The sequence below is a fragment of the Sutcliffiella horikoshii genome, from assembly GCF_021991925.1.
Taxonomy (GTDB): domain Bacteria; phylum Bacillota; class Bacilli; order Bacillales; family Bacillaceae_I; genus Sutcliffiella_A; species Sutcliffiella_A horikoshii_F.
Genome location: NZ_RXZI01000007.1, coordinates 187,818 through 214,648, shown reverse-complemented (window position 1 = coordinate 214,648; position 26,831 = coordinate 187,818). Strand labels below are relative to the sequence as shown.

Annotated in this window: 25 protein-coding genes; 14 read left to right on the top strand and 11 right to left on the bottom strand. The window is 44.4% G+C overall.

Annotated features, from left to right (window positions below; genetic code table 11):
* Window positions 1–118: 118 nt before the first annotated feature.
* Window positions 119–2,020, bottom strand: a complete 1,902-nt coding sequence (locus EKQ44_RS17335; RefSeq protein WP_237664804.1) for a heavy metal translocating P-type ATPase — start codon at window positions 2,018–2,020, stop codon at window positions 119–121.
* A 267-nt stretch (window positions 2,021–2,287) separates the two neighbouring features.
* Between EKQ44_RS17335 and EKQ44_RS17330 the strand changes: the two genes are divergently transcribed.
* Complete coding sequence (locus tag EKQ44_RS17330) at window positions 2,288–3,238, top strand: DMT family transporter (RefSeq protein ID WP_237664803.1); 951 nt, start codon at window positions 2,288–2,290, stop codon at window positions 3,236–3,238.
* A gap of 42 nt (window positions 3,239–3,280) precedes the next feature.
* On the opposite strand, the gene EKQ44_RS17325 is transcribed toward EKQ44_RS17330, so the two are convergent.
* The gene (locus tag EKQ44_RS17325) at window positions 3,281–3,430 is read right to left on the bottom strand and encodes a BH0509 family protein (protein ID WP_010191652.1); all 150 of its coding nucleotides are present in this window, start codon (window positions 3,428–3,430) and stop codon (window positions 3,281–3,283) included.
* A gap of 524 nt (window positions 3,431–3,954) precedes the next feature.
* Window positions 3,955–5,118: an MFS transporter gene (locus EKQ44_RS17320; protein ID WP_237664802.1), complete on the bottom strand. Its 1,164-nt coding sequence runs from the start codon at window positions 5,116–5,118 to the stop codon at window positions 3,955–3,957.
* A gap of 150 nt (window positions 5,119–5,268) precedes the next feature.
* Between EKQ44_RS17320 and EKQ44_RS17315 the strand changes: the two genes are divergently transcribed.
* The 4 genes from EKQ44_RS17315 to EKQ44_RS17300 all read left to right on the top strand — a co-directional run bounded on the left by EKQ44_RS17315 (window position 5,269) and on the right by EKQ44_RS17300 (window position 8,107).
* The gene (locus EKQ44_RS17315; protein ID WP_047971589.1) at window positions 5,269–5,652 is read left to right on the top strand and encodes an OsmC family protein; all 384 of its coding nucleotides are present in this window, start codon (window positions 5,269–5,271) and stop codon (window positions 5,650–5,652) included.
* A gap of 126 nt (window positions 5,653–5,778) precedes the next feature.
* Window positions 5,779–6,525: a type I methionyl aminopeptidase gene (gene map / locus EKQ44_RS17310; protein WP_237664801.1), complete on the top strand. Its 747-nt coding sequence runs from the start codon at window positions 5,779–5,781 to the stop codon at window positions 6,523–6,525.
* 75 nt (window positions 6,526–6,600) lie between these two features.
* Window positions 6,601–7,047: a DUF4385 domain-containing protein gene (locus EKQ44_RS17305; RefSeq protein ID WP_237664800.1), complete on the top strand. Its 447-nt coding sequence runs from the start codon at window positions 6,601–6,603 to the stop codon at window positions 7,045–7,047.
* 85 nt (window positions 7,048–7,132) lie between these two features.
* On the top strand, window positions 7,133–8,107 hold the full coding sequence (locus EKQ44_RS17300) for an N-acetylglucosamine kinase (protein ID WP_237664799.1): 975 nt from the start codon (window positions 7,133–7,135) through the stop codon (window positions 8,105–8,107).
* 583 nt (window positions 8,108–8,690) lie between these two features.
* Here the strand turns inward: EKQ44_RS17300 and EKQ44_RS17295 are convergent.
* The 4 genes from EKQ44_RS17295 to EKQ44_RS17280 form a co-directional block, all read right to left on the bottom strand.
* Window positions 8,691–10,013, bottom strand: coding sequence for a (Fe-S)-binding protein (locus tag EKQ44_RS17295; protein ID WP_237664798.1), 1,323 nt, complete (start codon window positions 10,011–10,013; stop codon window positions 8,691–8,693).
* Entirely contained in the window at window positions 10,010–11,422 is a 1,413-nt protein-coding gene (glcD, locus tag EKQ44_RS17290; RefSeq protein ID WP_237664797.1) for a glycolate oxidase subunit GlcD, read from the bottom strand. Before glcD ends, EKQ44_RS17295 begins: the two co-directional genes overlap by 4 nt.
* 93 nt (window positions 11,423–11,515) lie before the next feature.
* Entirely contained in the window at window positions 11,516–12,637 is a 1,122-nt protein-coding gene (locus tag EKQ44_RS17285; RefSeq protein ID WP_237664796.1) for a CdaR family transcriptional regulator, read from the bottom strand.
* Between the two features lie 223 nt (window positions 12,638–12,860).
* On the bottom strand, window positions 12,861–14,690 hold the full coding sequence (locus EKQ44_RS17280; RefSeq protein WP_237664795.1) for an L-lactate permease: 1,830 nt from the start codon (window positions 14,688–14,690) through the stop codon (window positions 12,861–12,863).
* Window positions 14,691–14,965: 275 nt separating this feature from the next.
* Between EKQ44_RS17280 and EKQ44_RS17275 the strand changes: the two genes are divergently transcribed.
* The 4 genes from EKQ44_RS17275 to EKQ44_RS17260 all read left to right on the top strand — a co-directional run bounded on the left by EKQ44_RS17275 (window position 14,966) and on the right by EKQ44_RS17260 (window position 18,720).
* On the top strand, window positions 14,966–15,685 hold the full coding sequence (locus EKQ44_RS17275) for a FadR/GntR family transcriptional regulator (protein WP_269151706.1): 720 nt from the start codon (window positions 14,966–14,968) through the stop codon (window positions 15,683–15,685).
* 147 nt (window positions 15,686–15,832) lie between these two features.
* The gene (locus tag EKQ44_RS17270; protein WP_237664794.1) at window positions 15,833–16,549 is read left to right on the top strand and encodes a (Fe-S)-binding protein; all 717 of its coding nucleotides are present in this window, start codon (window positions 15,833–15,835) and stop codon (window positions 16,547–16,549) included.
* Between the two features lie 22 nt (window positions 16,550–16,571).
* Window positions 16,572–18,020, top strand: coding sequence for a LutB/LldF family L-lactate oxidation iron-sulfur protein (locus tag EKQ44_RS17265; protein WP_237664793.1), 1,449 nt, complete (start codon window positions 16,572–16,574; stop codon window positions 18,018–18,020).
* Window positions 18,001–18,720, top strand: a complete 720-nt coding sequence (locus tag EKQ44_RS17260) for a LutC/YkgG family protein (protein ID WP_237664792.1) — start codon at window positions 18,001–18,003, stop codon at window positions 18,718–18,720. Before EKQ44_RS17265 ends, EKQ44_RS17260 begins: the two co-directional genes overlap by 20 nt.
* 589 nt (window positions 18,721–19,309) lie before the next feature.
* On the opposite strand, the gene EKQ44_RS17255 is transcribed toward EKQ44_RS17260, so the two are convergent.
* Window positions 19,310–19,729, bottom strand: a complete 420-nt coding sequence (locus EKQ44_RS17255; RefSeq protein WP_237664791.1) for a pyridoxamine 5'-phosphate oxidase family protein — start codon at window positions 19,727–19,729, stop codon at window positions 19,310–19,312.
* Window positions 19,730–19,878: 149 nt separating this feature from the next.
* On the opposite strand from EKQ44_RS17255, the gene cax reads away from it, so the two are divergent.
* Complete coding sequence (cax, locus tag EKQ44_RS17250) at window positions 19,879–20,943, top strand: calcium/proton exchanger (RefSeq protein ID WP_237664790.1); 1,065 nt, start codon at window positions 19,879–19,881, stop codon at window positions 20,941–20,943.
* Between the two features lie 587 nt (window positions 20,944–21,530).
* Entirely contained in the window at window positions 21,531–22,139 is a 609-nt protein-coding gene (locus EKQ44_RS17245; RefSeq protein ID WP_237664789.1) for a YczE/YyaS/YitT family protein, read from the top strand.
* Between the two features lie 187 nt (window positions 22,140–22,326).
* Here the strand turns inward: EKQ44_RS17245 and EKQ44_RS17240 are convergent, their stop codons facing one another.
* Entirely contained in the window at window positions 22,327–22,632 is a 306-nt protein-coding gene (locus EKQ44_RS17240; RefSeq protein ID WP_237664788.1) for a TIGR04104 family putative zinc finger protein, read from the bottom strand.
* Window positions 22,633–22,767: 135 nt separating this feature from the next.
* On the opposite strand from EKQ44_RS17240, the gene EKQ44_RS17235 reads away from it, so the two are divergent.
* Both EKQ44_RS17235 and EKQ44_RS17230 read left to right on the top strand, forming a co-directional pair.
* Window positions 22,768–23,577, top strand: coding sequence for a YfkD famly protein (locus EKQ44_RS17235; protein WP_414491342.1), 810 nt, complete (start codon window positions 22,768–22,770; stop codon window positions 23,575–23,577).
* A gap of 247 nt (window positions 23,578–23,824) precedes the next feature.
* Entirely contained in the window at window positions 23,825–24,148 is a 324-nt protein-coding gene (locus EKQ44_RS17230; protein WP_237664787.1) for a hypothetical protein, read from the top strand.
* Between the two features lie 45 nt (window positions 24,149–24,193).
* Here EKQ44_RS17230 and yfkAB read toward each other — a convergent pair whose 3' ends face one another.
* A complete protein-coding gene (yfkAB, locus tag EKQ44_RS17225) occupies window positions 24,194–25,318 on the bottom strand; it encodes a radical SAM/CxCxxxxC motif protein YfkAB (RefSeq protein ID WP_237664786.1) in 1,125 nt (374 codons plus the stop codon).
* A gap of 151 nt (window positions 25,319–25,469) precedes the next feature.
* On the opposite strand from yfkAB, the gene EKQ44_RS17220 reads away from it, so the two are divergent.
* Window positions 25,470–25,652 carry an SE1561 family protein gene (locus tag EKQ44_RS17220; RefSeq protein WP_237664785.1) on the top strand — a complete coding sequence of 61 codons (183 nt, stop codon included), beginning with the start codon at window positions 25,470–25,472 and terminating at the stop codon, window positions 25,650–25,652.
* A gap of 256 nt (window positions 25,653–25,908) precedes the next feature.
* On the opposite strand, the gene EKQ44_RS17215 is transcribed toward EKQ44_RS17220, so the two are convergent.
* The gene (locus EKQ44_RS17215) at window positions 25,909–26,808 is read right to left on the bottom strand and encodes a GNAT family N-acetyltransferase (protein WP_237664784.1); all 900 of its coding nucleotides are present in this window, start codon (window positions 26,806–26,808) and stop codon (window positions 25,909–25,911) included.
* Window positions 26,809–26,831 lie beyond the last annotated feature (23 nt).

Below are 26,831 nucleotides of genomic sequence, written 5' to 3'. Positions count from 1 at the left end.
TGCAATACTTAAATGCTACTTGCATGTCTAGAGTAAGTATGCAGTAAAAAGTCCAATTGCCGACTTTTTACCTGTTAAAAGCAACAACCTTTGAGAAAAGAGCTTTCCAATTTCATACTTACCTCAATAACCGCAGCCCATTTAAAATAACCAGAATCGTGCTTCCTTCATGACCGATGACACCAAAAGGCAGGTCAATGATTTGAAGGAAGTTGGAGCTGATCAGAAGCATGATCACCACAATGGAGAAGATGACATTTTGTTTGATGATGCGGTTCATGCGCTTGGAAAGCTTGATGGCTTCCGCTATCTTTTCTAGATCGTTCTTCATCAGTACGACATCTGCAGTTTCCAATGCCACATCGGTTCCTTCTCCCATCGCAATACCGACGTTTGCAGTAGCCAAAGCGGGAGCATCGTTGATTCCATCACCTACCATTCCAACGATCTGGTACTCGTCTTTAAGGGTTTTGACGGTTTCTACCTTTGTTTCAGGCAGGCATTCCGCCACGAACTTCTGGATGGCTGCCTCTTTTGCGATGGCTTCTGCTGTGAGTTTGCTATCACCAGTGATCATGATGGATTGGACCTGAAGTGCCTGCAATTGTTGGATAGCTTTCACGGTTTCTTTGCGGATGACATCTTTTAAAGCAAGAATGCCGACAATTCCTTCCTCATCCTTCACATATACTACCGTTTTACCGGACTTGGTCAGGGTATCTGCAACTCCGTCCCGGAAAGAATGTGCACTTTCGGCTCCAACAAAATCAGCTTTTCCGACACTATATTCCTTTTCAAGAAGACGACCTTTCACACCCCATCCTGCTTTGTCATCCAATTGTTCTGGTCTTTGCAAAGCTTTTGTACTGTTTTTCTTCGCATACCCGGTAATGGCCTGTGCCAATGGATGATTGGAGTAGCTTTCAATAGAGCCGACGATGTATAGGAATTCCTCCTGAGTCATCCCATCCCGTACGACAACATCTGTCACTTCCGGCTTACCTTTTGTGAGCGTGCCTGTTTTATCAAAAGCAATGGCTTGAAGGTGGCTCAAGTTCTCAAGGTGAACTCCACCTTTAAACAATATACCTTTCCGCGCACCATTGGAGATGGCGGATAACGTTGCCGGCATGATAGATGCGACAAGCGCACATGGAGACGCGACCACTAGAAGGATCATGGCACGATAAAATGTTTCATTCCAACTCCATCCCAAAAGGAAGTGGGGGAGTACCATCATGACCGCAACGACACCTAGAACTATTTTTACATATGGGCCTTCAAAACGTTCTAGGAACTGTTGAGACGGTGATTTTTCACTTTGTGCGTTCTGAACAAGGTTGATAATTTTTTGAAATAGGGTTTCGGTGGATAGCTTTGTTACTTCCACCACAATGGACCCGTTGATATTCATGGTTCCTGCATACACTCCATCGTCCACTTTTTTCTCCAAAGGGATGGATTCGCCGGTGATTGCTGCTTCATCAATGGCAGATTCGCCACTGACAATGGTGCCATCTGTGGGGATTCGTTCTCCTGGCTTTACAAGGACACGGTCACCGATCACAAGTTTGGAAATGTGGACTCGTTCTTCGGAATCATCTGTCATTCTTAATGCTTCTTCAGGTTGGATGTCCATGAGGGCAGAAATTTCTTTCTGGCTTCTGTTCATGGTGTATGTTTCAAGCGCACCACTTAATGCGAAAATAAAGATGAGGATGGCGCCTTCCATCCAGTAACCGATGATTGCTGCACCGATGGCGGCAATGATCATCAGCATTTCCACATTCAGTTCTTTTTCTTCAATCGTATCCTGAATGCCTTCCTTTGCTTTAAAGTATCCGCCTATCAGAAAGGCAAGAATGAAGATGGGGATGGCTACTGTGTTAATGTCCATCCGAAGTAATAACCAACCGATAAGAATGAGAATTCCTGAGATAATGGCAAAAATGAGTTCAATGTGGGTGGTGAATTTCTTCATGAATGTATCTTTGTTAGCATCTGTCGTCATTTCTTTCATATTTCCAACCTCCTAATTGAGAAAAATAATCAACATCAGTACCCTTATTAAATGACGAAAGCTGCCATCAATACGATAGCAGCAATACTTTATGAGGATGTTGCGTTATTGAGAGTAGTTATCAATAAATTATATTAATTATTATCTAATTTTTATTATAGATTATATGCTTGAAGATATCCACTATTATTTCTTTTCCAAGACTATACAGTATGTAGGTAGTGGATATTCTGTGTATAATGTAGCTTGGAGAGAAGGTGAGTGGCCATGACGGCTGAAAGATTTTTTACAAGTAAGCTTGGCATCATTGCTGCGGCGATGTTGGCTACTTTTCTTTGGGGAAGTGCATTTCCAGCTATTAAGCTGAGCTATACTGCTTTAGATATAGGTGCAAACGAATATGATAAACAACTTCTGTTTGCAGGTTATCGATTCCTGCTTGCAGGATTGATGATCTTTGTATTTTTTACCCTGTTTAGGCAATCGTTAAAACTAAGGCGGCAGACCATCATCCCTTTGGTGCAGCTTGGGTTTATGCAGACATTTTTACAGTACTTATTATTCTATTTCGGTTTGAGTTATTCCACTGGTATGCAGGGAGCGGTAATCGCGGGAACAGCTTCGTTTTTCCAGATTCTCTTTGCACATTTTTTATATGCAGATGACTCGTTGTCGATCCGTAAATGGCTTGGCATCGCCCTGGGGTTTGCTGGAGTGTTAGTGGTAAATCTGCAAAAAGCGGGAGCTGATTTCCAGTTTGGGATTGGAGAACTGTTGTTGTTGCTTGCGATGATGGCTTCCGCTTATGGGAACATCATGGCACGGGAACGGGCAGCGACGATGGATATTTCTTATTTAACCGCATACCAGATGCTTTTTGGTTCAGTTGGGTTAATTGTTGTCGGAGGTATAAGTGCAGGGTTCTTCCCATTTGCATTTAATTTGTATACCATTGGACTTGTGATCTATCTTGCATTTTTGTCAGCAGCGGGCTTTGTGTTATGGAACAATGTGATGAAGTACAACAAGGTCGGGAAGGTCTCCATGTATTTGTTCTTAGTCCCTGTATTCGGTGTTATGCTATCAGTGGTATTCCTGGATGAAGTGATGCATTATACGATCCTGATCGGACTGATGTTGGTGGTGTTAGGAATAATCATAGTTAACAGACAAAAGTCCATTAAAGGGCAAAAAGAAAAACTGCAATCCTCCGCTTAACGTGGGGGATTGCAGTTTTTTTATTATGTGTTTAGACCAGTCTTATAAGCTTTGATGAATCATCATTTGTTCGTACACATTATTGTATAAGTGCTCGATGTCCGCATCCGTCATAAAGGCCAATGACTCACGATCCGCTTTCTTCATCACTTCGATAAAATTAATCATGTTTTTACGTTCCTGTCTGCTCATGTTCCTTTCTCCTCCTTTGTATTAGTACAGTGTGTTTCGAATTAATATTATTATATAACAGAATATTTAGAAATGGAACAACTTTTTGAAAGTTTTTTTATAAAAGGGCTAAAAAGGGGTCAGACCCCTTTTAACACAGTAACGAATTGATGCAATGAAGGTTTTTGTTGTTGAGTGGAGGAGAAGTTTGGGGATTATATGGGTCTATTGTCACAAAATGTATTTCAAAGTTTTTTGGAAGTGGTATAATTGTATATATATGGTTTTATTTGTAGGGTATAGGCGAGAAGTGTCTAAGGTACATGAAATGAGGGGAAAAGATTGTTTTTTAAGAAAACGTGCTATTTTTGTAAAAAGAAAGTAAGGACTTATTTCACTTATATAGAGAAAAGGAAGAAGGTCCACTGTTGCTCTCTTTGTAAGACATATGCGGATAGACGGGCATTTGTCCCTTCCAAGTAAATGATACAAAAAAGGTTCATCCCTTGGCATTGTATGCTGGGTGATGAACCTTTTTTAGTCTTTTACCCCTTCACTGCAATCAACCCGCGCTCCCCAAATGAATAGGTCAACAAGAAGATCACGAACAACAGAAAGCTGATGATGTGAAAGAAGCTGATATCGGAAAAGAATTGAATGAACAACCCGCCAAAGAATGGTCCGCCTAAACTCCCGATGCTGAAGGCGATGCCGCACATAAGGTTTCCTGTCGGAAGCAGATTCTTTGGCATAAGATCTGTCATGTAACTGATACCGAGCGAGAAGGTGGAGCCTACAAGCATTCCTGCGATGAAGATGCATACCGCCAACGCAATGAAATTCCCCTCTAAAAAGCTTGCCGTCACGAAACTTAAGCAGCCAAGGGACAAAATGACGAGCAGGATATTCCGCCGTCCAAACTTATCACTTAATATCCCGAGCGGAAGCTGAAACACGATCCCTCCGATAGCAAAGGAAGCAAGTAAGATGGAAACACTCCCTACCTCGATTCCGTTACGCAATGCATAGATCGGGAAGCTTCCATTCAAGGATGCTTCCAAAAATCCGTATCCAAGTGGAGGCAGAAAGGCGATCCAGCCGTACTTCCAAGCTTTTCGGAAACGTTTGATGGTTTCGAAAAAGGAATTCACGCCTATTTCTTGCTCCGGGCGTTCATTTTTCAGGAAAAACAGGAACACCCAGCCAACCAAACAAAGGAGGGAAGATACGATGAATGGCAGCGCTTGATTGATCTCCACAAGCGGTGTCATCAACGGACCAGTGGCAAAGCCGATTCCGAAGAACACGCCATAAAGCGAGATATTTCTTCCACGCACATTTTCGGGCGAAAACGATGTGATCCACGTTTGGGTGGCAAAGTGTAAGGCATGATCTCCGATGCCGATCAATAAGCGGAGAACAAACCAAAACCAGAAGCTCTGCCACACAGGGAACAGTGCCAGGGAAACGACAACTAGGAAACCACCCACTAATATGACAGGTCTATAGCCATACTTTCGCAACGGCTGTTCCATAAATGGGGATGCAAGTAATATTCCGATATATAAGGCAGTAGCATTTAACCCATTTAATGTGGAGGATATGCCACTATTTTCAAAAATGACAGCAATTAAAGGAAGCAGCATTCCTTGGCTGAAGCCGGAAACTGCTACAATGGATACGAGGATCCAAAACCGGAAACGATTCATAAGATACAACCTCTAAAATTAATATTTTAACCATCCTTCATTCTACATAATTCAGGACTATTTTGGAATGGATAATACGTAGCAAACAAAAAACTGGCAGGACTATTTCGAGATTTGCTATTCTAAAGATAAAAAGGAGATGGGGATCACATGGAATTTAAAATGAAAGAAGTAGGATTCACAACCAATCTTGAGTACGGGGAGCTGCATGTTGCAGGGGACGAGCAATACGGTTTCCGCCCATATCAGCTGATGGTGTCTTCCATCGCAGTCTGCAGCGGGGGAGTTTTGAAAAGCATCCTCAAGAAAAAACGCATGGAAATTGAAGACATCGCGATTAAAGCGGATGTCACCCGTAATGAAAAAGAAGCCAACCGTATTGAAAAAATACATATCCATTACACCATCAAAGGAAAGGATCTGGCGGAAAGCAAGATTGAGTCCGCTATTGAGCTTGCTAGCAAAAACTGTCCGATGGTCCAATCTGTAAAGGGTAGTATAGAGATTGAAGAGACGTTTGAATTGAGTAACTAATCAACCTAAAAGGCCATCCCGAGTGAGGGGTGGCCTTTCATGTTTAAGAGACCTTTCGGATAATCTTGAATATAGTATGGAAGTAGGTAGTAAGAAAAAATATTCCTCATTTAGGAGGAGGTTTATATGATTATTTTAAAATCAGAGAGAGAAATACAGAGGATGGCGGAGGCAGGGAAACTCCTGGCTGCCTGCCATAGACGACTAGCGCAGTTAATTAAGCCGGGAATCACAACAATGGAAATCGACCGTTATGTGGATACTTTTTTAAAAAAGAATGGAGCGAAGTCGGAACAGTTTGGCTACAACGGCTATCAATATGTAACATGTGCTTCCATCAACGATGAAATCTGTCATGGCTTTCCGAGAAAGTCTCCATTAAAAAAAGGGGATATTGTGACGATTGATATGGTGGTCAATTTAAATGGAGCGCTGGCTGACTCAGCCTGGACTTATGCGGTGGGAGAAGTGAGCGAGTCGGCAAGGAAGCTGATGGATGTTAGCAAAAAAGCTTTATGTATAGGAATTGAGCAGGCGGTAGTGGAAAATAGGCTTGGAGATATCGGTCATGCCATCCAGACTTATGTGGAGGGGGAGGGCTATTCGGTTGTCCGTGATTTCACTGGTCATGGGATCGGCAGGACCATCCATGAGGACCCGCAAGTATTGCATTTCGGTTCACCAGGGAGGGGCTTGCGCCTGAAGGAAGGGATGGTCATCACCATTGAACCGATGGTAAATGAAGGTACGTGGCACAGTAAAATGGATGATAACGGCTGGACGGCAAGGACAGTGGACGGGAAGCTTTCGGCACAATATGAGCATACAATTGCAATAACAAAGAATGGTCCGGTTATTTTGACAAAGCAGTAGGTAGGTGCAATAGCACATATCACTGCTTTTTATTTTGTTATTTAGGGTACATTTTTAGAAAAAGGAGGAGAGCATATGGGATTTGATTATTCGCTGGATTTTGAAAAGATAGATTTTCGTGAGAAACCGGAACTGTACCGTGTGGGGAGAGGGGAACAAGGTGTGCTCTTGGTGGAGCCCTACAAAGGGGAGATTCTGCCACATTGGCGATTCAAGACACCCGAGATAGCGAGGGAGTCATCGGAAAAAATATATGAAATGTATCTTGAATACAAAAAACAGGATGATTTTGTGGGAATGGACATGGCTAGGAAATTCCTTCAAATGGGTTACACAAGGGCCCGCCGCTATACGAACTATAAAGGCGGGAGAAAGTATGATGAAGATGGGAATGTAAAGGAACGCCAAATCGATCAGGAAAAGGCGGAATCGGCAGCGATCTTCGAAACACTGTGGAAGAAGGTAAGAACAGATGAGGAGTACTTGGAAAAAAAGAAGGTGCATCAGAAGAAATATGGATAGATAAGTGGTAGGGAAAAAGGATTCTTTAAAGATATATAGAATGAGTTAGGTAGGCAAATGTAAAAAACAACAAGGGGACTAGCATATGATTATTGGCATTGATGGTGGAGGCACAAAGACGACAGGGGTTGTGGTGGACGCGCAAGGAACCGTATTGAAAATGGCTACGGTCGGTCCGACCAACCCGAACAGTTCTAACGAAGAAAGTATTTTGTCTCAACTGAAGGATCTCTTTTCTCAATTGCTTCAAGGGAAGGAGCTTTCGGGTGAGGATTTGGTTTTTGCGGGGATTTCCGGAGCGGAAAGCGGTGGAAAGAAGGAATGGTTTAAAGAGCTACTGGTGAGCTTGCTAGGAGATAAACCGAGCATTACCGTTGATAACGATGCCATTACCGCTCTCTATTCCGAAACGAAGGGGGAGCCTGGAATCGTCTGCATCAGCGGCACTGGTTCCATCGCGTTCGGCGTGAATGAAAAGCTGGAGCGTGGAAGAGTGGGCGGATGGGGTTATTTGATCAATGATGGGTATAGTGGATTTACAATCGGAAAAAACATACTGGAGCACGTGTTTGAGAAATACGACGCCGGTGGCCAAGAACCTTGCAGGATGACGGAGGAAGTATTGGAGCATTTTCAGGTGAAGGAAATGTCCGAACTCGTGCCACTTGTGTATGAACTAGGGAAAACTCGGGACAGGATTGCATCTTTGGCTCGAATTGCCGTTGTCTGGTCCAATCAGGGGGATGATTTATGTACGTCGTTCATAGAAGGTGCGGCACGGGCGATGTTGAAGGATATCCAAGTGTTATATGAAAAGTTGATGAAGGATGATGTGGATCAAAATACTGTACCGATCATTTTGACTGGTGGGATCGGCCAGCATGCAGAAGCAATGATGGATTATCTACATAGCGAGGCTCGGCGTGCAGGATTACCTTATTTGTTTAAGCGGGCAGCATTTCCTCCAATTGTAGGGACGGTGTATGCGGCTTTGCGGGAGAGTGGCGATAAGGCTTCTGCTGCTTTTATTACTAGATTTGAGGGGTTTTTTTCAGTTTAGTAGATAAAGAAAAGACAGCAATGGTAGCATAAGCCGTTGCTGTCTTTTTGTATGAGGTGGAGAATATTGGGTGTGTGGCGTGAGATCCGTAAAGACAATCTTGAGCGGAAAAGTCAGATGAGATTGTCATCATAGGGTGGGTAAAGACAATCTCGAGCAGAAAAAGCAGATGAGATTGTCATGATAGGGTGGGTAAAGACAATCTCAAACGGAAAAAGCAGATGAGATTGTCATGATAAGGTGCATAAAGACAATCTCGAGCAGAAAAAGCAAACGAGATTGTCATGATAGGGTGCATCATGACAATCTCGAGCAAAAAAAGCAGATGAGATTGTCATCATAGGGTGCATCATGACAATCTCAAACGGAAAAAGCAAACGAGATTGTCATCATAAGGTGTATCATGACAATCTCGAGCAAAAAAAGCAGATGAGATTGTCATCATAGGGTGCATAATGACAATCTTAAACGGAAAAAACAAACGAGATTGTCATCACCCATACTAAATCCCACCATCACCCATCTAAAGTACTACTCTATCGTCCAGCCCCTACCCTTCCATTCTATTAAGCAAGTACCCCCGTCACTCCTCCAGTCCTTCCAATAAAAAGTCCGCAATATGGACTGCCCGAATCACTCCGGTCAAACCTTCACGCTCAATTCCGAGCTTCATCTGCAGCAAACATCCGGGGTTCGCGGTCACGATGGTCGTCGCCTCACTTTCGGCTACTTTCTCCATTTTGTGGTCCAATATCTGCATCGACATTTCGGACTCCACAATGTTGTAAATGCCAGCAGAGCCACAGCAACGGTCTCCGTCTTTCATCTCGTGGAATTCTGCGCCTTCTACCGATTGCAGCAGGATACGTGGCTGAAGGAAGGTGCCCTGTACATTGCGGAGATGACAGGAGTCCTGGTAGGTGACCCGTTGTGGACGCACTCGCAAGTCTTTTTTATGAAACTCCAATTCCACCAAAATAGCGGACATATCTTTAATCTTCTCTTTAAAGGCAACCGCCCTCTCATACCAATCGAAATCATCTTTTAATAGATGGTCATAGTCGACAAGGAAGGCTCCGCACCCGCCTGCATTGGTGATGATGTAGTCGACTTCCAAGTCTTCGAACGCAGCAATGTTCCGTTTGGCAAGCTCCTTGGCGCTCCCTTTTTCCCCGCTATGTCCGTGAAGGGCCCCACAACAATTTTGCGTATCAGGTATCACGATTTCGCAGCCTGCATGCTGTAACAGTTTCGTTGTGGCATTATTGGTCTCCAGGAACATCGTATCCATCAGGCAACCGGAAAAGAAGGCCACTCGTTTTTTTTGTACTTCCATCGCTGGCAGATGGGAAGGACGATTCTTCATTTCCTTCATAGTAGGAACCTTTGGCAAGACACGCTCCATGCTTGCCATGCTTTCCGGTAACAGCCTCAGCAGTCCTGTATGATGAACGGCACTTTGTAGTCCGGAGCGTTGGTAGATTCCAAGAAAATTGGTCAACACCCGCATGCGATTTTGATGAGGGAATAGCCCATCAAACGCCGTTTTCCTCAGCACCCTTACAGGTAGCGAATGCTTTTTATTCTGGTTGATGATGTCGCGCGCCTCCTCCAGCAGATGACCATACTTCACGCCAGAAGGACAAACAGGTTCACAAGCCCTGCAACCCAGGCAAAGGTCAAGTGTACGCTCCACATCTTCATCCGGCTCAATCACCCCATCCACTACGGCTTTCATAAGCGCTATTCGTCCACGAGGGGAGTGGGATTCCTTGAAGCCTGATTCTACATAGGTCGGACAGGAAGGGAGGCAGAAGCCACAGCGCATGCAATTCAGCAATTCATCCTCATCCATGCGATTCTTGAATTCTTCTTGTATGACTTGTTTCTCTTTTACTGAAGTCATCTGGAAACCACCACCCGTTTTCTTGATTCCTTCGCAAATACTTTTCCGGGATTCATAATGTTGTTTGGATCAAAAGCCAGTTTAATCGCTTTCATGGCTGCTATTCCCTCTGCGCCAAGCTTCCACTCAAGGTATGGAGCCTTCATGACACCGACTCCGTGCTCTCCGGTAATCGTCCCTCCAAGCTCGATCGCTTTTGCGAAAATGTCTTCGAATGCCGCTTCCACCCGTTCCATTTCCTCGTGGTCCCTGGCGTCCGTTGGAACGGTGGGGTGAAGGTTTCCATCTCCCGCATGTCCAAAGGTACAAATTTTCACTTGATGCTTTATGGCAATTTCGTTTATAGCCTTCACCATGGTGGCAATTTCGGAGCGAGGGACGGTCGCATCCTCGAGAATAGTAGTCGGCTTGAGCCTTGCCAGCGCGGAGAGTGCGGAACGGCGAGCGGTACGCAGCGCTTCCGCTTCCAACTCAGTCTGTGCCACTTGGACAGAAACAGCCTGCTCTGCCATACAAATCTCTTGAATTTTTGCCATATCCCTTGCCACCACTTCCTGCGGGCCATCCTGTTCAATCAGAAGAACCGCCTTCACGTCAGTCGGCAGACCAATTTTCGCAAAATCCTCCACCACCTCAAGAGTTGGTTGATCCAAGAATTCCAGTGTGGCAGGGATGATTTTATTGGAAATGATCGTAGAAACCGTTTTTGCCGCCGCTTCGATATCCTGATACAAGGCAAGCATCGTCTGCTTCGTCTCTGGCATCGGCACAAGCTTCAATGTCGCTTCGGTAATGATGCAAAGTGTCCCTTCCGAACCGACAAACAGCCTTGTCAGATCATAGCCGGCAACATCTTTCGCAAGCTTTCCACCGGTGCGGATGATGTCACCGTTCGGCATGACGGCTTCAAGTGCCAGCACATAGTCACGCGTTACTCCGTATTTCAATCCCCGCAGGCCGCCGGAATTCTCGTTAATGTTTCCTCCGATGGTGGAGATCTTCATGGAACTCGGATCGGGCGGGTAAAATAATCCCTTCGCTTCGACAGCATGAATCATATCCAGCGTCACAAGGCCAGGCTGAACGGTGACGGTCAGGTTCTCTTCATCCAGCTCGAGCAGTTTGTTCATGTGGGTAAACAAAAGGACGATTCCGCCTTCTGTCGGGCAGGTCCCTGCACAAAGGTTGGTGCCAGACCCCCTCGGGACAAGCGGAATGCGATGCTCGTTACACAGTTTCACGACCTTGGACACTTCTTCTGTATTCCTTGGAACGATGACAGCATCCGGCATCGCTTGAAAATTAGGGGTGGCGTCGTAGGAATAGACAAGCTTTTCGGCTTGGCTGTCCCGATAATTTTCCGCCCCAACTATATCCTTTAATTGCTTTTTCAAAGCTTCACTTATCATAAAATTAACCTCCCGGGCTACTAATGTCTTATCTTTATTTTATAAAAAGCGAAGCGGGAACTCTATGTATATTTATCTAAAAGAAATCGTAAATTAATACAGTTTATTTGTAGAATCGTCCAAGAGTAAGTATGCAAGGTAAAGGGTGGTCAAATCATGGGCCTTTTTTAGCTCCAATCCAGTCAGATTTTCCACCTTGCGCAATCGGTAATGCAATGTGTTGATATGGATGTGCATTTCCTTGGCGGTTTCTTTCAAGGATAAATGACGGGTAAGGTAGACTTGGACGGTCTCGAATAATTCTTTTTCGGCTATGATTGGCGAAAGAAGGCGATGGGAAAACTCTTTCTTCACTTCAACCGGGATTGCTTGTAGGATCATTTCCAGGCGAAGGTCCTCTTCAAACGTAAGCGGTGCATCAGTCGAACAGGCATCCAGCGCTCTTTCCGCTTCTGTATAGGAGTCTTTTAACGAAGATAAGCTGCCTGCTCTTCCGATACCCATAAACACCGTTGCCCCTATATAGCTTTGAAGTTGCTGCTGGATATTCTTCAAAAAATTGTGAAGGGATTCCCTGTTGTCAAAATAATTGCTTGCGAGCAGTAAAATCATTCTATTCTGGCCCCATTGAACAAGAATATCTTCTTTCTTCAGATCCAAATCCCATTCGGAAAAATGCCATCTTTTTGTTTTCATGAGTGCTTCATCTGTCTGAAACTCCATTAAAACGATTTGCCGGTTCACGTCCATGTTAACATCTAGTACTTCGGCACGCTTTTTGATGGAAGTGGATGGTCCGTCTTTTAATAGCCAATCGAACACAAAGGTCTCAAGCGATCTTGCTTCCCACTCAAACTGGTCTTGATAGTAGTTTTCCTGGATTAATAACTCTGTCATTTTCTTGATCAATTCCCCGTATGGAAGTACTTGTTCCGGCGTTCCGGTTATACCGATGACACCAACGACTTTTTGTTGATGAAAGAGGGGGAGGGTGATGCCGGCTTTTACGCCGGAAAGTGTCGTTTCATCCTGTTTGGATATGATCCGCATTTGTTTTTCAGAAGCGGCGAGAAATGCCCCTTCATGGTAATTTCCTAATCTATCGGCATTTGTGCTTGCGATGATGGTGCCGGTTGTGTCGACCATGATCAGGTCTTCTTCTATAAAATTTTTAACTTCGCGTATGATTTTTTTTGCTAGGGATGTTCGTAGCAAAGGGAGACCTCCTTTCAAAAAGAAAGCGGCCTAACGTTCAGGACCGCTTCCATCATTCTTAAGTTTCATATACGCTTTGAACTCCGTTGCAGGCGCTTCGCTTTCCGCGGGCGGTCCGGGAGCCTCCTCACTTCGTTGCGGGGTCTTCCATGTCCCTTCCTCCCGCAGGAGTCTGCGCGCCTTCCACTCCGATCAAAGTGGTTATTACTTGTATTAAAGGTATTTATGCTCCTATTTTCCGTTCAATGGATAATGCGCCTTTTCCTTTATAACTTATCATATAGAAGATAAAAGCCATAACGACAAGGCCGTAAAGGATAAACCATCCGTTTACGCCACCAGAGATGATGGCCATTCCGAGGACCCCACCGGCAAGCAAGTAGTAGCTAAGCGGGAAGAGCACTCTGCGGATAAGCAGGCCTTCCTTTCCCACAATGCCTACTGTTGCGGAAGCTGCGACCACGTTGTGTACGCAGATCATGTTTCCGGCTGCCCCTCCGATTGCTTGCAGGGCCACTACAAGCCCGGCTTGGTTCACGTTGAGGCCGACACTTTCCGCTGTACCAAATTGGAAGAGGGAGAACATCATATTACTGAAGGTGTTACTTCCGGCAATGAAGGCACCAAGTGCACCAATGGCAGGGGCGATGATTGGCCAGAAGTCACCGACAAGGTTCGAAACTCCCGCTGCGAGGACAAGCGGCATGTTCATTCCGGCTAATTCTTGCGCAGTAGCTGCCAATTTATCCCCACTTAAGGATGTTAATAGAAAGATCTTGATCATCGGTACGGCAAAAATTAAAGCAGCACCTGCTGTGACAACGGTCTTAAACGAATCCTTCCATGCCTTCTGGTAATTTGCTTTCTTCATAGAATGCAGGAAGAAGGTGATAGCAGAAATCGTGACAAAAATAAATCCTGGCAAGAAGAGCGGTGTAGAGACGGAATCAATCCCCGAACCAAATACGTTGGTCAGTCTGATTGTTACAGCAGGATCTTTTAACATGGCACCAAGTGAGTCTATTGTTCTAGTAAGCACCAGGAGACCGGCAACCAACACATATGGAAGCCAAGCCATTGGAAGGCTGATGCGTTTTTGATTTTTTGGAATATCTGTCGTTTGATGGTTCAGCGCGCCAAGCCACTCAGGCTCCCAGCGGTTCTTTGCTTCAAAGTCAAAATACTGCCCCTCTTTTGGAGTCAAGAAACCTGCTTTTGCTGCTGGAACAACGATCAATAGGCCAATCAGTGCCCCGATTAGAGAAGGAAATTCAGGGCCGAGAAGCGATGCGATCAGGTAATACGGGATGGTAAAGGCTGCTCCGGCAAATAGCGCGAACTTCCAAACCTTCAATCCTTCTCTGAACGAACGGTTTGCTCCGAAATATCGGGTCAGCATGGATACCATAAATAAAGGAATTAACATACCGATTGCCATATGAAAGAAGCCGACATTGGATGCAATTTGCAGTAAGTATTGATCAAAGGTCATGCCTGTGCCTTCTAACGCGTTCGTAACGGCAGTTTGATCACGTAGGCCGGTGTTGACGCCTACTTGTATCGGCGTCCCGATTGCTCCAAAGGATACAGGTGTACTTTGAATGATCAGTGCAACCATTACAGCCGCCAGTGCAGGGAATCCAATGGCAACCAGTAGTGGAGCAGCGATGGCGGCAGGTGTACCAAACCCGGCTGCCCCTTCAATAAAGGCGCCAAATAACCAAGCGATTATGATTGCTTGAATTCTCCTGTCAGGCGAAATGCTGATGAAGCCCTGTCTAATGGTGTTAATGGCACCACTTTCTTTTACCGTATTCAATAGCAACACTGCTCCGAAAACGATAAAAAGAATATCAAGTGCCGTAAATATCCCGTTCACTGCAGCACCGGCAACAACATTTGCTTTAGTGCCCCATAAGAAGATTGCCGATGCGATGGTGACAACCAATGCTACGGGCATCGCTCTGCTTGCAGGCCAGTTCAAAATAACGAGAAAAAGCATGATCGTGATGACTGGTAGGATAGCAATGAGCGATAATAGACCAATTCCCATGTGTGTTCCTCCTTGAAATAGAATTAATTTTCAAACTTCTTAAAGCGTTTTCATTTTTGTGAAGTGCGTTCGCTAAGTGTGTTGCTCATGAGGTCATCTGATGATTATATGTATATGTTAGTGTAAGCGGAAACATTATTCAATCTATTTTTCAATTTTTGGTCAAATTTACTTAAAAGGTGATTGTGGTGGAAACTAGGAGCGATGATACTCGTTCTTTTGTTTTCCTACCAACATTGATAAAATAGTACTAAGGAAAATAGTCGAGGTGCAGGATGAAATATAAAAAAATCAAAGCGAAGAAACTTTATGAAGAAGTGGCCGAAAGCTTATTGGACTTGATTAAACAGGGAGAATTGCGACCTGGCGATAAATTGAGCTCGGTGGAACAGCTTTCGGAGAGTTTTCAGGTAAGCAGGTCTGCTGTGAGGGAAGCGTTATCGGCGTTACGTGCAATGGGAATTCTGGACATCCGTCAGGGAGAAGGGACGTACATAAAGGAGTTTCAGGCAGACATGCTAAGACTGCCTGTATCCACAGCGGTCCTTATGGGGCAGAATGATTTGGCTCATCTTCTTGAAATAAGGAGGATTTTGGAAGCGGGAGCCGCATCCGCAGCTGCTGAACGAAGAACCGATACCGATTTAGCGGCCATGAAAAAAGCCTTGGCAGAAATGAAAGCTGGATTTGGAAACGAAGAACTTGGAGAACAGGCTGATTTTGCCTTTCATCTCGCCATTGCCGTTGCATCCCAAAATCCTCTGCTAGTCAGCCTTATGAGTAGCGTGTCGGGTATTATGGTGGAAACAATGAGGGAGACAAGGCGGTTATGGTTGTATAGCAAACAGGTAACCGTAGAAAAGCTTTATCATGACCATGAGGGGATATATGAAGCGATTGAACAGAAGGATTCTGCCTTAGCCCAAAAGAGGATCTTGGAGCATCTGGAAGCAGTAGAAGAGGTATTGAAGGATTTCATTAAGCCAAAAGCATAGAATGATGCAGTCTGACAGGTATTAATCCTGCAGGCTGCTCGTTTTTAATATTAATCATCAGATGACCGGTTGACTAATTAGTTAGTTTGTATGATGATAAGATTAATAGTATAAGTAAACGCTTTCTGAGTGAGGGGAGTTTTTTAGATGAAGGTAAGTTTATTTGCGACATGCCTAGTGGATATGTTTCAGACGGATGTCGGTAAAGCGACGGTGGAAGTGCTGGAGAGAGCAGGTTGTGAAGTGGATTTTCCAAAAGGGCAGATTTGCTGTGGTCAGCCTGCTTATAACAGCGGCTATGTGAAAGAGTCGAAAGAAGCGATGAAGCAGATGATCAGGACATTTGAATCGTCTCAGTATGTGGTAACCCCTTCTGGATCCTGTGCGACGATGTTCAAGGAATATCCTCATGTTTTCAAGGAAGACCCCGTTTGGAAAGAAAAAGCGGAAAACCTTGCTGCCAAAACATATGAACTCACCCAATTTCTTATTCAGGTAGTAAAAAAGGAGGATGTCGGGGCGAAATTACAAGGCCGCGCCACTTTCCATTCAAGCTGCCATATGACGAGATTGCTTGGTGCAAAAGAGGAGCCTATGAAGCTATTAGCAAATGTGGAAGGACTGGACTTCACACCACTGCCCAATGCTCACAACTGCTGTGGATTTGGAGGGACATTTTCTGTGAAAATGGGAGACATTTCGGAGCAGATGGTAGATGAAAAGGTTCATCATATAGAAGAAGTGCAAGCGGATTATTTGATTGGAGCGGACTGTGGCTGTCTGATGAATATCGGGGGGCGCGCCAAAAGGCTGGAAAAACCCGTGAAAGTCATGCATATAGCAGAAGTACTGAACAGCCGTTAAGGAATGTGGGAGGTGAAGGAAGATGGCAATGAAAATCGGAGAAGGTTCTTTTAAGAATAGAACGGAAAAAGGAATCGGGGACAAGTTCATGCGCGGAGCAGTGGCAAGCGCGCAGGAACGTCTTCGTACGAGAAAGATAGAATCGACCGTTGAGTTGGGAGATTGGGAGGAATGGCGTTCACACGGCGAAGAGATTCGGCAACATGTGCTTGATAACCTGGATTACTATTTACATCAATTAAGTGAAAACGTGGCAAAGCGCGGAGGACATGTGTTTTTTGCGGAAACGGCAGAAGAGGCCAACGAGTATATCCAAAACGTGGCGAAAAAGAAGGATGCCAAGAAGGTTGTAAAATCAAAATCAATGGTTACAGAAGAGATTTCCATGAACGAGGCACTTGAGGCAGTTGGATGTGAAGTGATTGAAACGGATCTTGGCGAATATATCCTTCAAGTGGACGACCATGATCCCCCATCTCACATTGTGGCACCTGCCCTACACAAAAATAAACAACAGATCCGGGATGTATTCAGAGAAAAGCTGGCCTACCAAAAAACAGAAAAGCCAGAGGAATTGGCACTTCACGCGCGCGAAATGCTACGAAAGGAATTCCTGATAGCAGACATTGGGATTACGGGTTGCAATTTCGCCGTGGCAGAATCGGGGTCCATCAGTCTCGTAACGAACGAAGGGAATGCACGACTTGTCACCACACTCCCTAAAACGCAAATAACCGTCATGGGCATGGAACGGCTTGTGCCGACATACGAAGAACTAGAAGTGTTGGTCAGCCTGTTGACAAGAAGTGCAGTAGGCCAAAAGCTGACGAGTTATGTCACGACCTTAACTGGGCCAAGGCAGGAAGGCGATATCGATGGCCCGGAAGAATTCCATTTGGTCATCCTTGATAATGGAAGATCGAAAATCCTTGGAACGGAATTCCAATCCGTCCTGCAGTGCATTCGTTGTGCGGCCTGTATCAATGTTTGTCCTGTGTACCGTCATATCGGTGGACATTCCTACGGTTCGATCTATCCAGGACCAATCGGTGCCGTACTGACTCCGTTGCTTGACGGATATGACGATCATAAAGAGTTGCCATATGCATCCACTTTGTGTGCAGCATGTACAGAAGCTTGTCCCGTAAAAATTCCGTTGCACGAACTTTTGCATAAACATCGCCAAAAAATTGTGGAGAAGGAAGGAAGAGCACCGATCTCCGAAAAGCTTGCCATGAAGGCATTTGGACTGGGGTCAGCCTCCCCTTTGATGTATAAAATGGGCTCAAAGCTAGCCCCAACCGCTCTGAATCCTTTTACAACCGACCAATCCATTTCAAGCGGACCAGGACCTTTAAAGAGTTGGACGGCCATTCGTGAGTTTCCGGCACCGGACAAAAAAAGATTCCGCGATTGGTTTGAGGAGAGAGAAAAAGGAGGAGGGAAAGCAGATGACGGGAAAAATTCATAATCAGGAATCCTTTTTATCCACCATTTCTGCAAGCCTCGGCAGGCCGGTTCGTACACAAGGAGTAACTCGCCCTGTCTGGAAGCACCAGCCGCAGTGGAAGGTTTTACAACATGCAACACAGGATGAATTGGTGGAAGTACTCCGCAAGCAGTGTGTTCATATTCATACAAGTCTGGTCGAAACGAATGTTGCAGACTTACCTCGGGCTGTGAAAAACGTTATAGATGGCTATGGAGGCGGTCAAGTCATTACATGGGATGATCCGAGATTTGAACGTGTGGGCTTGGATACTGACCTATACAAGGGGTGGTCGGGGAATGGAGTAGACGTTCACGTATGGGATCTCGCAATTGGCAAAGAGAACATCACTGTTGCCGAGCGCTCCAATGTCGGAATTACCTTTAGTGACGAAACCTTGGCGGAATCCGGAACAGTGGTCCTTTTCAGCGATAAAGGAAAAGGCAGGTCGGTAAGCCTGCTTCCGGCAACCTATATCGCGATCATACCAAAGAGCACCTTAGTTCCCCGCATCACACAAACAGCTAGCAAAATTCACCATCAAGTTGAAACTGGTGAAAACATCCCTAGCTGCATCAACTTCATCTCCGGCCCAAGCAACTCTGCAGACATTGAAATGAACCTGGTCGTGGGAGTGCATGGACCTATAAAAGCAACCTATCTTTTAGTGCATGATTTATAGGTTGGAGTAATGTTAAAGGTGAAAGGCTCAGGATTTCCTGAGGCTCAGACTGTTGACAAACTATAAATTAGTTAGGTTATCTGTTGGAAGAGTTGATCTTCGTTGCAGGAGCTTCGCTTTCCTCGGGCGGTCCGGAAGCCTCCTCGGGCTACGCCGAGGCCACTGAAAAACCCGAAAACTTATCTTTATTACGTTTTCTAGCTGTTGATTGCAGCAATAGGCGAAGACTCCTGCGGGGGGATAGCGACATTCTTGAGACCCCGCAGGGCGTAGCCCGAGGAGGCTCAAGGTCGCCCCGCGGAAAGCGAAGCCTAGTGCGGAAATCAACAGCGGTATGGAACAGATTACTAAAATTATGAACTTTTTCAGTGGCCTGGGCTACGCCCTACGGGGTCTTCCCTGTCCCTTCCTCCCGCAGGACAAGGAATACTTCGACAGCGATTCATCGCACGAAGAAAATGCGTTAGCATTTTCGAGGAGTCTCCGCTCCTTCCACTGCGATCAACTAGAAATTTTTATCATCTTTGAACTTTGTCTACACACTGAGGCTCAGGGATTTCCTGAGCCTTTTCGTCATCGTTTGGAATTTCTACATTTCCAAAACTTCTGCCTCACTGCCTGCCTTCTCATAATATCGAATGACAGAGGGCGTCAGCTTCAACAATAAATATTCCGGGTCATCCGGGCTTTTAATCCATTCTGAAAGCTTCTCGTCCCAGAATTTCTTTTTCAACTCTGCACTGTCCTCAAAGCTTGCCTCAGCTTCTATTTCCGCATAAGGCTCCTTCCAACTTGTCCCTTCCATGCCTAATAGGATATGTACATGGGGGTTTGTCTTGATGTCCTCTATTTTATGAGTGTGCTCGTTTGTTGCGCAGTACAAAAACAATTCTTCGTTGAAAAACAGCATGAATCGGGAATATGGACGGTCTCCCCTGATCGTTGCGAGCGTGCCGATTTTATGGTTGCTGAACATGGAGATGATCTTGTTCTTTAAGTCGGTAGTCATGGTTATCCTCTACACCTTTCGTATAAAAAGTTCTCCCCGTTAATGTGGCATGTTTGACGAAATTTTAAACACAGATGTCGGCGGGTTTTTAAGATAAAAAGAAGAGGTCGGGGATATCATAATGGTAAATGTGGAAAGAGGGTGTAGGTATGTATAAATTTTTCCTTATCATGATTGCCATTGGATTTCCTTTATCTGTCCTCGGTTCGCTGTTGCATTGGCCGGTTGTATTAATGTTCATCATATACAGTTTGACGATTATAGCGCTGGCAAGCTATATGGGGCGGGCGACGGAAAGTATTGCGGTACATACAGGGCCGAGGGTGGGAGGTTTGATCAATGCGACCTTCGGAAATGCTGTGGAGCTGATCATTGCGTTCTTTGCGCTAAAGGCTGGGCTGATTACAGTGGTGCTCGCTTCTTTGACAGGGTCGGTTCTAGGAAACCTCTTACTCGTCATGGGACTCTCGTTTTTTGTTGGGGGATTGAAATTTAAGCGCCAGAAATTCAATGTGTTTGATGCTAGGCATAACTCAGGCCTTCTTGTTTTCGCGGTTTTGGTGGCGTTTGTTATTCCGGAAGTTTTTGCGCAGGAGATGAATGATACAAAAACTTTTGCATTGAGTGTAGGGATATCTATCATCCTTATCCTATTATACTTGGCCGCTCTGTTCTTTAAGCTTGTCACACATAGGGGGGTGTACCAGTCAACGGAAGCTGGTGGTGGACATTCTGAGGAGGAACATGAAACAGCGGAGTGGGGGAAGAAAAAAGCAATCTTGATTCTTTTGTTAGCAACACTTGCGGTAGCTTATGTTTCGGAAAGTCTCGTTCATACCTTTGAAGAGGTGGGAGAAGCATTCGGTTGGTCGGAATTGTTTATTGGGGTCATCATCGTTGCCATCGTCGGAAATGCTGCCGAGCATGCATCCGCTATCATTATGGCATACAAAAATAAGATGGATATTGCAGTAGAAATTGCAGTGGGTTCCACTTTGCAAATTGCCATGTTTGTTGCTCCCATTCTTGTACTGATATCGATCTTTTTTGAAAAACAAATGGCACTTGTGTTCACGGTGCCAGAACTAATTGCTATGGTAACTGCTGTACTCTTAGCGATCGCGATCTCCAATGACGGGGAGACAAACTGGTTTGAGGGGGCGACGATCCTTGCGGCATACCTGATTATGGGAATTGGATTCTTTCTCTTATAGGGGTGTGGCATGAACTCTTCTGTTGTTTTGGCACGAACTTGGCCCGTTTTGGCATCAACTCGCCTCTTTTCGGCATCAACTCAGTTGATTTTGGCACGAATTTCTCTTTACACAAAGGCTCTGTCAAAGTTTGCTGGTGGTAATGAGCAGATTTTTTAAGGGGGAATAGCGACAACCTTGAGACCCCTCAAGTATTGCGAGGAGGCTAAAGGTCGCCCCGCGGAAAGTGAAGCCTATTGCGAAAAATCTTACCAGAGCATACACAAAAAAAAACTCTGTGCGGTAGGCTGCACAGAGTCCCAAAGCATGTAGGGCTAACTGATCACTTCTAAGTACCAAGAGGTTAAAGCTTTGAACTAAGGAATAAAAAGCTTTATATGTGCACTGTGTAGGTAGAATCACTCCTTCACTCTAAGGTGTTTGTTCGCTTTTTTCCCTCCTTCGTTTTTAGGTATTTATAGTATATAGGTGGAATGTTATAAATATTCTGATTTATTTAATCTTTTTTTCTTTTTCATATTTTGATGATTCACGCTTACAATGGTAGAGTAGGACAAGTGACAGTAAAATGTAGAGGAGTTATCAGATTGGTTATAAGGTCATTATTTTATTTAATTGGACTTTTTGTCTTATCCTTTGGGATTAGTTTAACGATAAAATCTGATTTGGGGGCTGGTGCGTGGGATGCACTGAACGTTGGTCTTTCCACAACATTTGGGCTGACGGTAGGAAGCTGGGTGTTTATTGTCGGGATCATTTTGATTGCCCTCAATGCTTGGTTGCATAAAAGCAAGCCGGACTATCTGGCGGTCATCACGATTTTCCTTGTCGGAGTGTTTATTGATTTTTGGTTGATCCAAGTGTTCGGGGCTTGGATACCTGTAGGAATGGTTTTCCGCTTCATTGTACTTGTAGGCGGAATGGTCATCATGGCAGTGGGAATTTCTGCTTATCTGCAAGCAAAGTTTCCTGTCATTCCAATTGACAACTTGATGCTTGGCATTCAACATCGTTTCAAAGTCAAAATGATGACAGCAAAAACCATCGGGGAAGTGTTTGCCCTCATTTTTGCCCTTATTTTCAAAGGGCCGATCGGGATTGGGACACTTATCATCACATTTGGAATTGGGCCATTGATTCAGATATTCTACCCACGTTTAGAAAATCTTTATAGGAAATTACGACACGAGAGCTAAGTTTAGCTTTCGTGTTTTTTCTTTTTGGTGGAGGATGCGTTATCCCAAAGCCACCAGATGGCAGCGTAAAGTATGGAAATAAAAAACATATCATAAAATGTCCTGTGTTGTAAGAACGGATATACCAGCAAATTGGCAACGAAGAAGATAAGGAAATGAATGATGTATGTGTTTGCTAAAAATCTCTTTACCATAAAGCATCATTCTCGTTGCTCAACTCATATAAAAAAGGCATCAGGATGAAAATACATATGATGCATATGACATAGGCGATGGAAAGATAAAAAAAGTCCACTCCAAATGAAAGAAACGGTACATTGATCAACGCAAAGATCATCGGTGGTAAGCACAGTTTTTGTCGAGAACTTTTTGTAATATATTGCTTCTCTCCACAATGAAGGCATGTAATCGCCTGCTTGAATGTAAACGTCTGCTTCCACGTGGTCTTCCAGCTCCAATTCTTTTTACAATTGGCACAGATTGGTGTCTTCATCGTAACCAACCTCCTTCTTACCTTATATACGAGGTCTCTGGAAAAAAGTTTCACCTTTCATGGATAATCTGAAATCGCTTCGAAAAAGATAACAGTACATAGATTTCAAGACGATTGAAAGGAGTAATACACATCATGCGCATACTTCAAATGATCATGGCGAGCTTTTTGGCATTCAGTTTCATGGTGAATAGTGTTCAAGCTGAAGAGACAAAGGTGAAAGCCGATAGTAAAAAACTGGAGGTTCCGAATTCTGTTCTGGATATCTCAAAGGACAACACATACCCAAATCCATCTCAGGATGTGCCGTATCTGCAACCAAGCGAGCTTTCCCAAGAACTGATTGATTCCTCCAATGTGAAGATTGAAAACCCAAAGCTCATCAAAATCTTGAATGAATCGAACATTTCTCCCTCGCCAGTTGCCATCGGCTATCGTGCTACCATTTACCTTGGACAATGGCCACTTTCTTATGAATCATCGGAAACAAGTGTGAACTGGGAATATCAAAAGATTAATACAAACTATACGGATAATCGCGGTGGAAAAGCACCACAACAACTTCACTATCGTCAGGAAGCACAAAAAAGCGTCAAGGGCGGACTGACTTCAAAAGTGGAGGCAGCTGATGATGTGAAAGAAATGATGATGTTAAAGGCAATGGACAAGACGAAATTGCCTCTATCTTTCCAGACCATTGTTGGTGCCGGTACGAAAAAGGACCAGGTATATAACATCCCGGTGAAAAAACTTGGCTATCTGTACGCATACACCCCTGCAGTTAGTGAAAAAGGGAAGATTACTTATGGGGAAGTGTACCTTGTGTTAAAAGGAAAAGAAATGAAAATTGTCGTGAAGAATGTGACTTCGCAGGGAATCGGTGCCTGGATTCCAGTGCAGGACCACGTAAGCTTTATTTTCGCAGCGTCGGATCGCCCACGATAATTTGAATACGTACACCAGTCCGGATATTTGGGCTGGTGTTTTATATGGGAACATCTAAGTTGGAAAAACGTGATTATTTTCCCAGTTTCATCTTTATTAACTTCCGGGTATCTATCTATTACTATGGTCACGTTGCCCACATTCTGTCGTCCATCCATTTGTCGAAGGAAAATCCAGCCGCCGACCGAAACTTTTTTAAGCTTAAAGCGTCTTAATAAGTGAGAATGAAAAGGAGGTCATCAACATAATGATGCACCTGGTATTATTGGTCCTGGGGTTGTCGGTTTTGATAGGTATCGTGCGGACAATGGTCACAGTTGAGATGAGGCAAAAGCCATCAGATATAGGAAATGAGGATAAACATCATGCCATCCTGTTACTTTGGGGAATAGGGATTATTTTTCTTTTGTTGTTCGTACCATATCAGGCCTGGCAGCTAGCAGGTAGCTCCCTTGGCTGGGACGGTGCCCTTATCGTTGGATCAAGCCTTATGGCAAGCATGCTGGTTTGTTTAGGTTCCTATACCATCTTTAAAGGCAGAAGTCTAAGATCAAAAATGCCGTCTATATAATATAAAAATAAACGCCTGGGAATCTAGCTCCCAGGCGTGTTTTTGTTATTTAGACATTTTTGTTTTCCTTGTTGTAAAATCCGTACGTGGATAGTACGCATTCTTCACCAGAATATTTGGCCCAAGGCAGGCAACCGCAGGGCAATGACAGTCCAACTCTTTTGCAATGGATGTCCCTTTCCATTTCTCATATGCTGAAGGCAAATCCGTTGTCTGTATATTTCCAAGAGGAGGTGTATCGCCAAAATCTGTGACAATGATATCTCCGTTAAATATATTCACATTCAAACGGGAGCGCCCGTCCGGGTCATTACGAACTGTCACATTTTTAGCCTCATATACTCGTTTCAGCAAGGCCAAATCTTCCGGGTTATCACTGCAAGGGTAAAACGGAAGGGTACCAAAAAGCATCCACGTATTTTCATCGCGCATATCGAGCAGGCGATGTATCGCATCACGTATCTCTTCAAGTGTCAGAACTTCCATCCCACTAGCAAAATCGCTTGGGTACATGGGGTGAACCTCATGCCTTTGACAATTCATCTCCTCAACGATTTGTTTATGGATATGCTCAATATGAGGAAGCGTCCGCTTGTTCAGCATTGTCTCGGCCGACACGATTACGCCTGCAGCAGTCAAGGCCTTGGAATTTTCAATCATACGTTCAAAATATTTCGCCCGCTGCTCATAGGTAGGCTTGCGATCCATCATCGCAAATCCACCTTCCACAAAGTCATCCATTGTGCCCCAGTTATGAGAAATATGTAGCACGTCCAGGTAAGGAATGATTTTCTCGTATCTTGCTAAATCTAAGGTTAAGTTCGAATTGATTTGTGTACGCACACCGCGTTCATGCGCATATTTTAACAAAGGCACAACATAATCATTCACTGACTTCATGCTCATCATGGGTTCGCCGCCAGTGATGCTGATAGATCGAAGGCGTGGAATTTCCTCCAGGCGTTGAATCAACAGTTCTATGGGCAAAGCCTGAGGGTCCTTTGGCTGTAACGTATAGCCGACAGCACAGTGCTCACAGCGCATATTACAAAGAGTCGTCGTGGTGAACTCCACATTGGTGAGTTCCATCTGGCCGTATTCTTTTACATCTAAATAAGCTTCCCATGGATCATAGGAAGGGGTAATTGGTGGTAGTATGGTTGTCTTCATCGTAAACTCCTTTATATAAAAAACCTTACCCTTCATTGTATCATGATTTGTGGGATTGCAGACCGGGAAATTTCACACGAAGGTTGCCGGAAGTGGTGCAGTGCGGTAGTATAGAGAAATGATAAAGGACAGATAGAAAGGTGCGATTATAATGGGCAAAGCAACAGACAACAAAGATTCCCAAGTCGATTATTTGAAAAATAGATTGAACATGTTTTTGGAGGTCGTGGATTCTTTGGATCCGGAATCAACAGATCTCGAAGATATCGACCGTCTGATCCAGATGCTGGATGATTTAGAGGGGAAATATAATCAGTTTAAGAAGGACTGGTAAGAGGTTGGGACTGGTTTCATCCTTGATAAGACATGAAGACCTCTTGACGCTGGAAAAGCTTGATGAGGGGTCTTCATATAAATGATGAAGACAATCTGAAGCTATAAACACTTGCGAGAATGTCATCATAGTGGGGATAAAGACAATCTGGAGCAAAAAAACCGTGCAAGATTGTCATTATAAAGGTAATAAAGACAATCTGGAGCAAAAAAACCGTGCGAGATTGTCATCAACGTGCAATCCCCTAAAAATAGCATCACCCCTGCTTCATAACCATCCTATAAACCTCCAACAATTCCTCCACCGACACACCATCAATCTTCATCCCTGAAATGTTGCAATCGGTAATCTCCACATCATCCATCTCACAATTATTAAATCTAGAACCCATTAATTCACAGCGCTCAAAGCTTACCGGTGCCCCCTCAATAGACGTATCACTGAAGCCAACACCGCTCATATCCACATGTTTCACCATACTCCCAGAAAGGTTCAAGTCAGCAATCAATGTATCCCGAAAATTTATGTTCTGAAACTTAGATCCACTTAAATTGATATTGCTAAAATGTGCCCCAGATAACGTGCTATTGCTGAAAGCACTGTTAGCTAAATTTGCCCCATAAAATGTTGATCCTTCTAAATTGCAGGATTCAAATTCATTTTCACCAGCCAGTCCAACCGGAATGCGTTTGATATAACACACCTCATCCGCTGTTTCAAACGTGCGTTCAAAGCCCATCTTTTCATAAAAATGTAGATTGCCTTTTTGTCTTGGGGAGGTTTCCAAATCCCAAGTCGTCACAGAAGGATGTGCTTTTTCCACCAGCCGAATCACTTCCGACCCTAAGCCTTTCCCTTGAAGGACAGGGTCAATAAAAATTCGATCAATCCTGCCAAAACGGTTCCCCGTCAACGTCAAAATGATCCCGCCTACAAGTTGCTCTTCCGCTAGAATTTTGTAGTAGGTAAGCTCTTCTATCATATATCGCGTCGTATAAATGGAATCATATCCAGGCGGCTGAATGTTATAGTCCACTACAGGCGTATCCAACGCCCCTAGCCATCTGCGAGCTTCCTCATCAAAAGTTCTTTTCATAATAGCTGTCAGTTGCCCAGCATCTTCTAATTTTGCCGCCAATAGTGATAACTGTGTCATTGTTTGTTTCTCCCATCTCTCAA

What these genes read in the sequence shown, in the direction of transcription:
- EKQ44_RS17335 (WP_237664804.1), bottom strand. Translation starts at nt 2,020, where the DNA reads ATGAAAGAAATGACGACAGATGCTAACAAAGATACATTCATGAAGAAA.
- EKQ44_RS17330 (WP_237664803.1), top strand. Translation starts at nt 2,288, where the DNA reads ATGACGGCTGAAAGATTTTTTACAAGTAAGCTTGGCATCATTGCTGCG.
- EKQ44_RS17325 (WP_010191652.1), bottom strand. Translation starts at nt 3,430, where the DNA reads ATGAGCAGACAGGAACGTAAAAACATGATTAATTTTATCGAAGTGATG.
- EKQ44_RS17320 (WP_237664802.1), bottom strand. Translation starts at nt 5,118, where the DNA reads ATGAATCGTTTCCGGTTTTGGATCCTCGTATCCATTGTAGCAGTTTCC.
- EKQ44_RS17315 (WP_047971589.1), top strand. Translation starts at nt 5,269, where the DNA reads ATGGAATTTAAAATGAAAGAAGTAGGATTCACAACCAATCTTGAGTAC.
- map (WP_237664801.1), top strand. Translation starts at nt 5,779, where the DNA reads ATGATTATTTTAAAATCAGAGAGAGAAATACAGAGGATGGCGGAGGCA.
- EKQ44_RS17305 (WP_237664800.1), top strand. Translation starts at nt 6,601, where the DNA reads ATGGGATTTGATTATTCGCTGGATTTTGAAAAGATAGATTTTCGTGAG.
- EKQ44_RS17300 (WP_237664799.1), top strand. Translation starts at nt 7,133, where the DNA reads ATGATTATTGGCATTGATGGTGGAGGCACAAAGACGACAGGGGTTGTG.
- EKQ44_RS17295 (WP_237664798.1), bottom strand. Translation starts at nt 10,013, where the DNA reads ATGACTTCAGTAAAAGAGAAACAAGTCATACAAGAAGAATTCAAGAAT.
- glcD (WP_237664797.1), bottom strand. Translation starts at nt 11,422, where the DNA reads ATGATAAGTGAAGCTTTGAAAAAGCAATTAAAGGATATAGTTGGGGCG.
- EKQ44_RS17280 (WP_237664795.1), bottom strand. Translation starts at nt 14,690, where the DNA reads ATGGGAATTGGTCTATTATCGCTCATTGCTATCCTACCAGTCATCACG.
- EKQ44_RS17275 (WP_269151706.1), top strand. Translation starts at nt 14,966, where the DNA reads ATGAAATATAAAAAAATCAAAGCGAAGAAACTTTATGAAGAAGTGGCC.
- EKQ44_RS17270 (WP_237664794.1), top strand. Translation starts at nt 15,833, where the DNA reads ATGAAGGTAAGTTTATTTGCGACATGCCTAGTGGATATGTTTCAGACG.
- EKQ44_RS17265 (WP_237664793.1), top strand. Translation starts at nt 16,572, where the DNA reads ATGGCAATGAAAATCGGAGAAGGTTCTTTTAAGAATAGAACGGAAAAA.
- EKQ44_RS17260 (WP_237664792.1), top strand. Translation starts at nt 18,001, where the DNA reads ATGACGGGAAAAATTCATAATCAGGAATCCTTTTTATCCACCATTTCT.
- EKQ44_RS17255 (WP_237664791.1), bottom strand. Translation starts at nt 19,729, where the DNA reads ATGACTACCGACTTAAAGAACAAGATCATCTCCATGTTCAGCAACCAT.
- cax (WP_237664790.1), top strand. Translation starts at nt 19,879, where the DNA reads ATGTATAAATTTTTCCTTATCATGATTGCCATTGGATTTCCTTTATCT.
- EKQ44_RS17240 (WP_237664788.1), bottom strand. Translation starts at nt 22,632, where the DNA reads ATGAAGACACCAATCTGTGCCAATTGTAAAAAGAATTGGAGCTGGAAG.
- EKQ44_RS17235 (WP_414491342.1), top strand. Translation starts at nt 22,768, where the DNA reads ATGCGCATACTTCAAATGATCATGGCGAGCTTTTTGGCATTCAGTTTC.
- EKQ44_RS17230 (WP_237664787.1), top strand. Translation starts at nt 23,825, where the DNA reads ATGATGCACCTGGTATTATTGGTCCTGGGGTTGTCGGTTTTGATAGGT.
- yfkAB (WP_237664786.1), bottom strand. Translation starts at nt 25,318, where the DNA reads ATGAAGACAACCATACTACCACCAATTACCCCTTCCTATGATCCATGG.
- EKQ44_RS17220 (WP_237664785.1), top strand. Translation starts at nt 25,470, where the DNA reads ATGGGCAAAGCAACAGACAACAAAGATTCCCAAGTCGATTATTTGAAA.
- EKQ44_RS17215 (WP_237664784.1), bottom strand. Translation starts at nt 26,808, where the DNA reads ATGACACAGTTATCACTATTGGCGGCAAAATTAGAAGATGCTGGGCAA.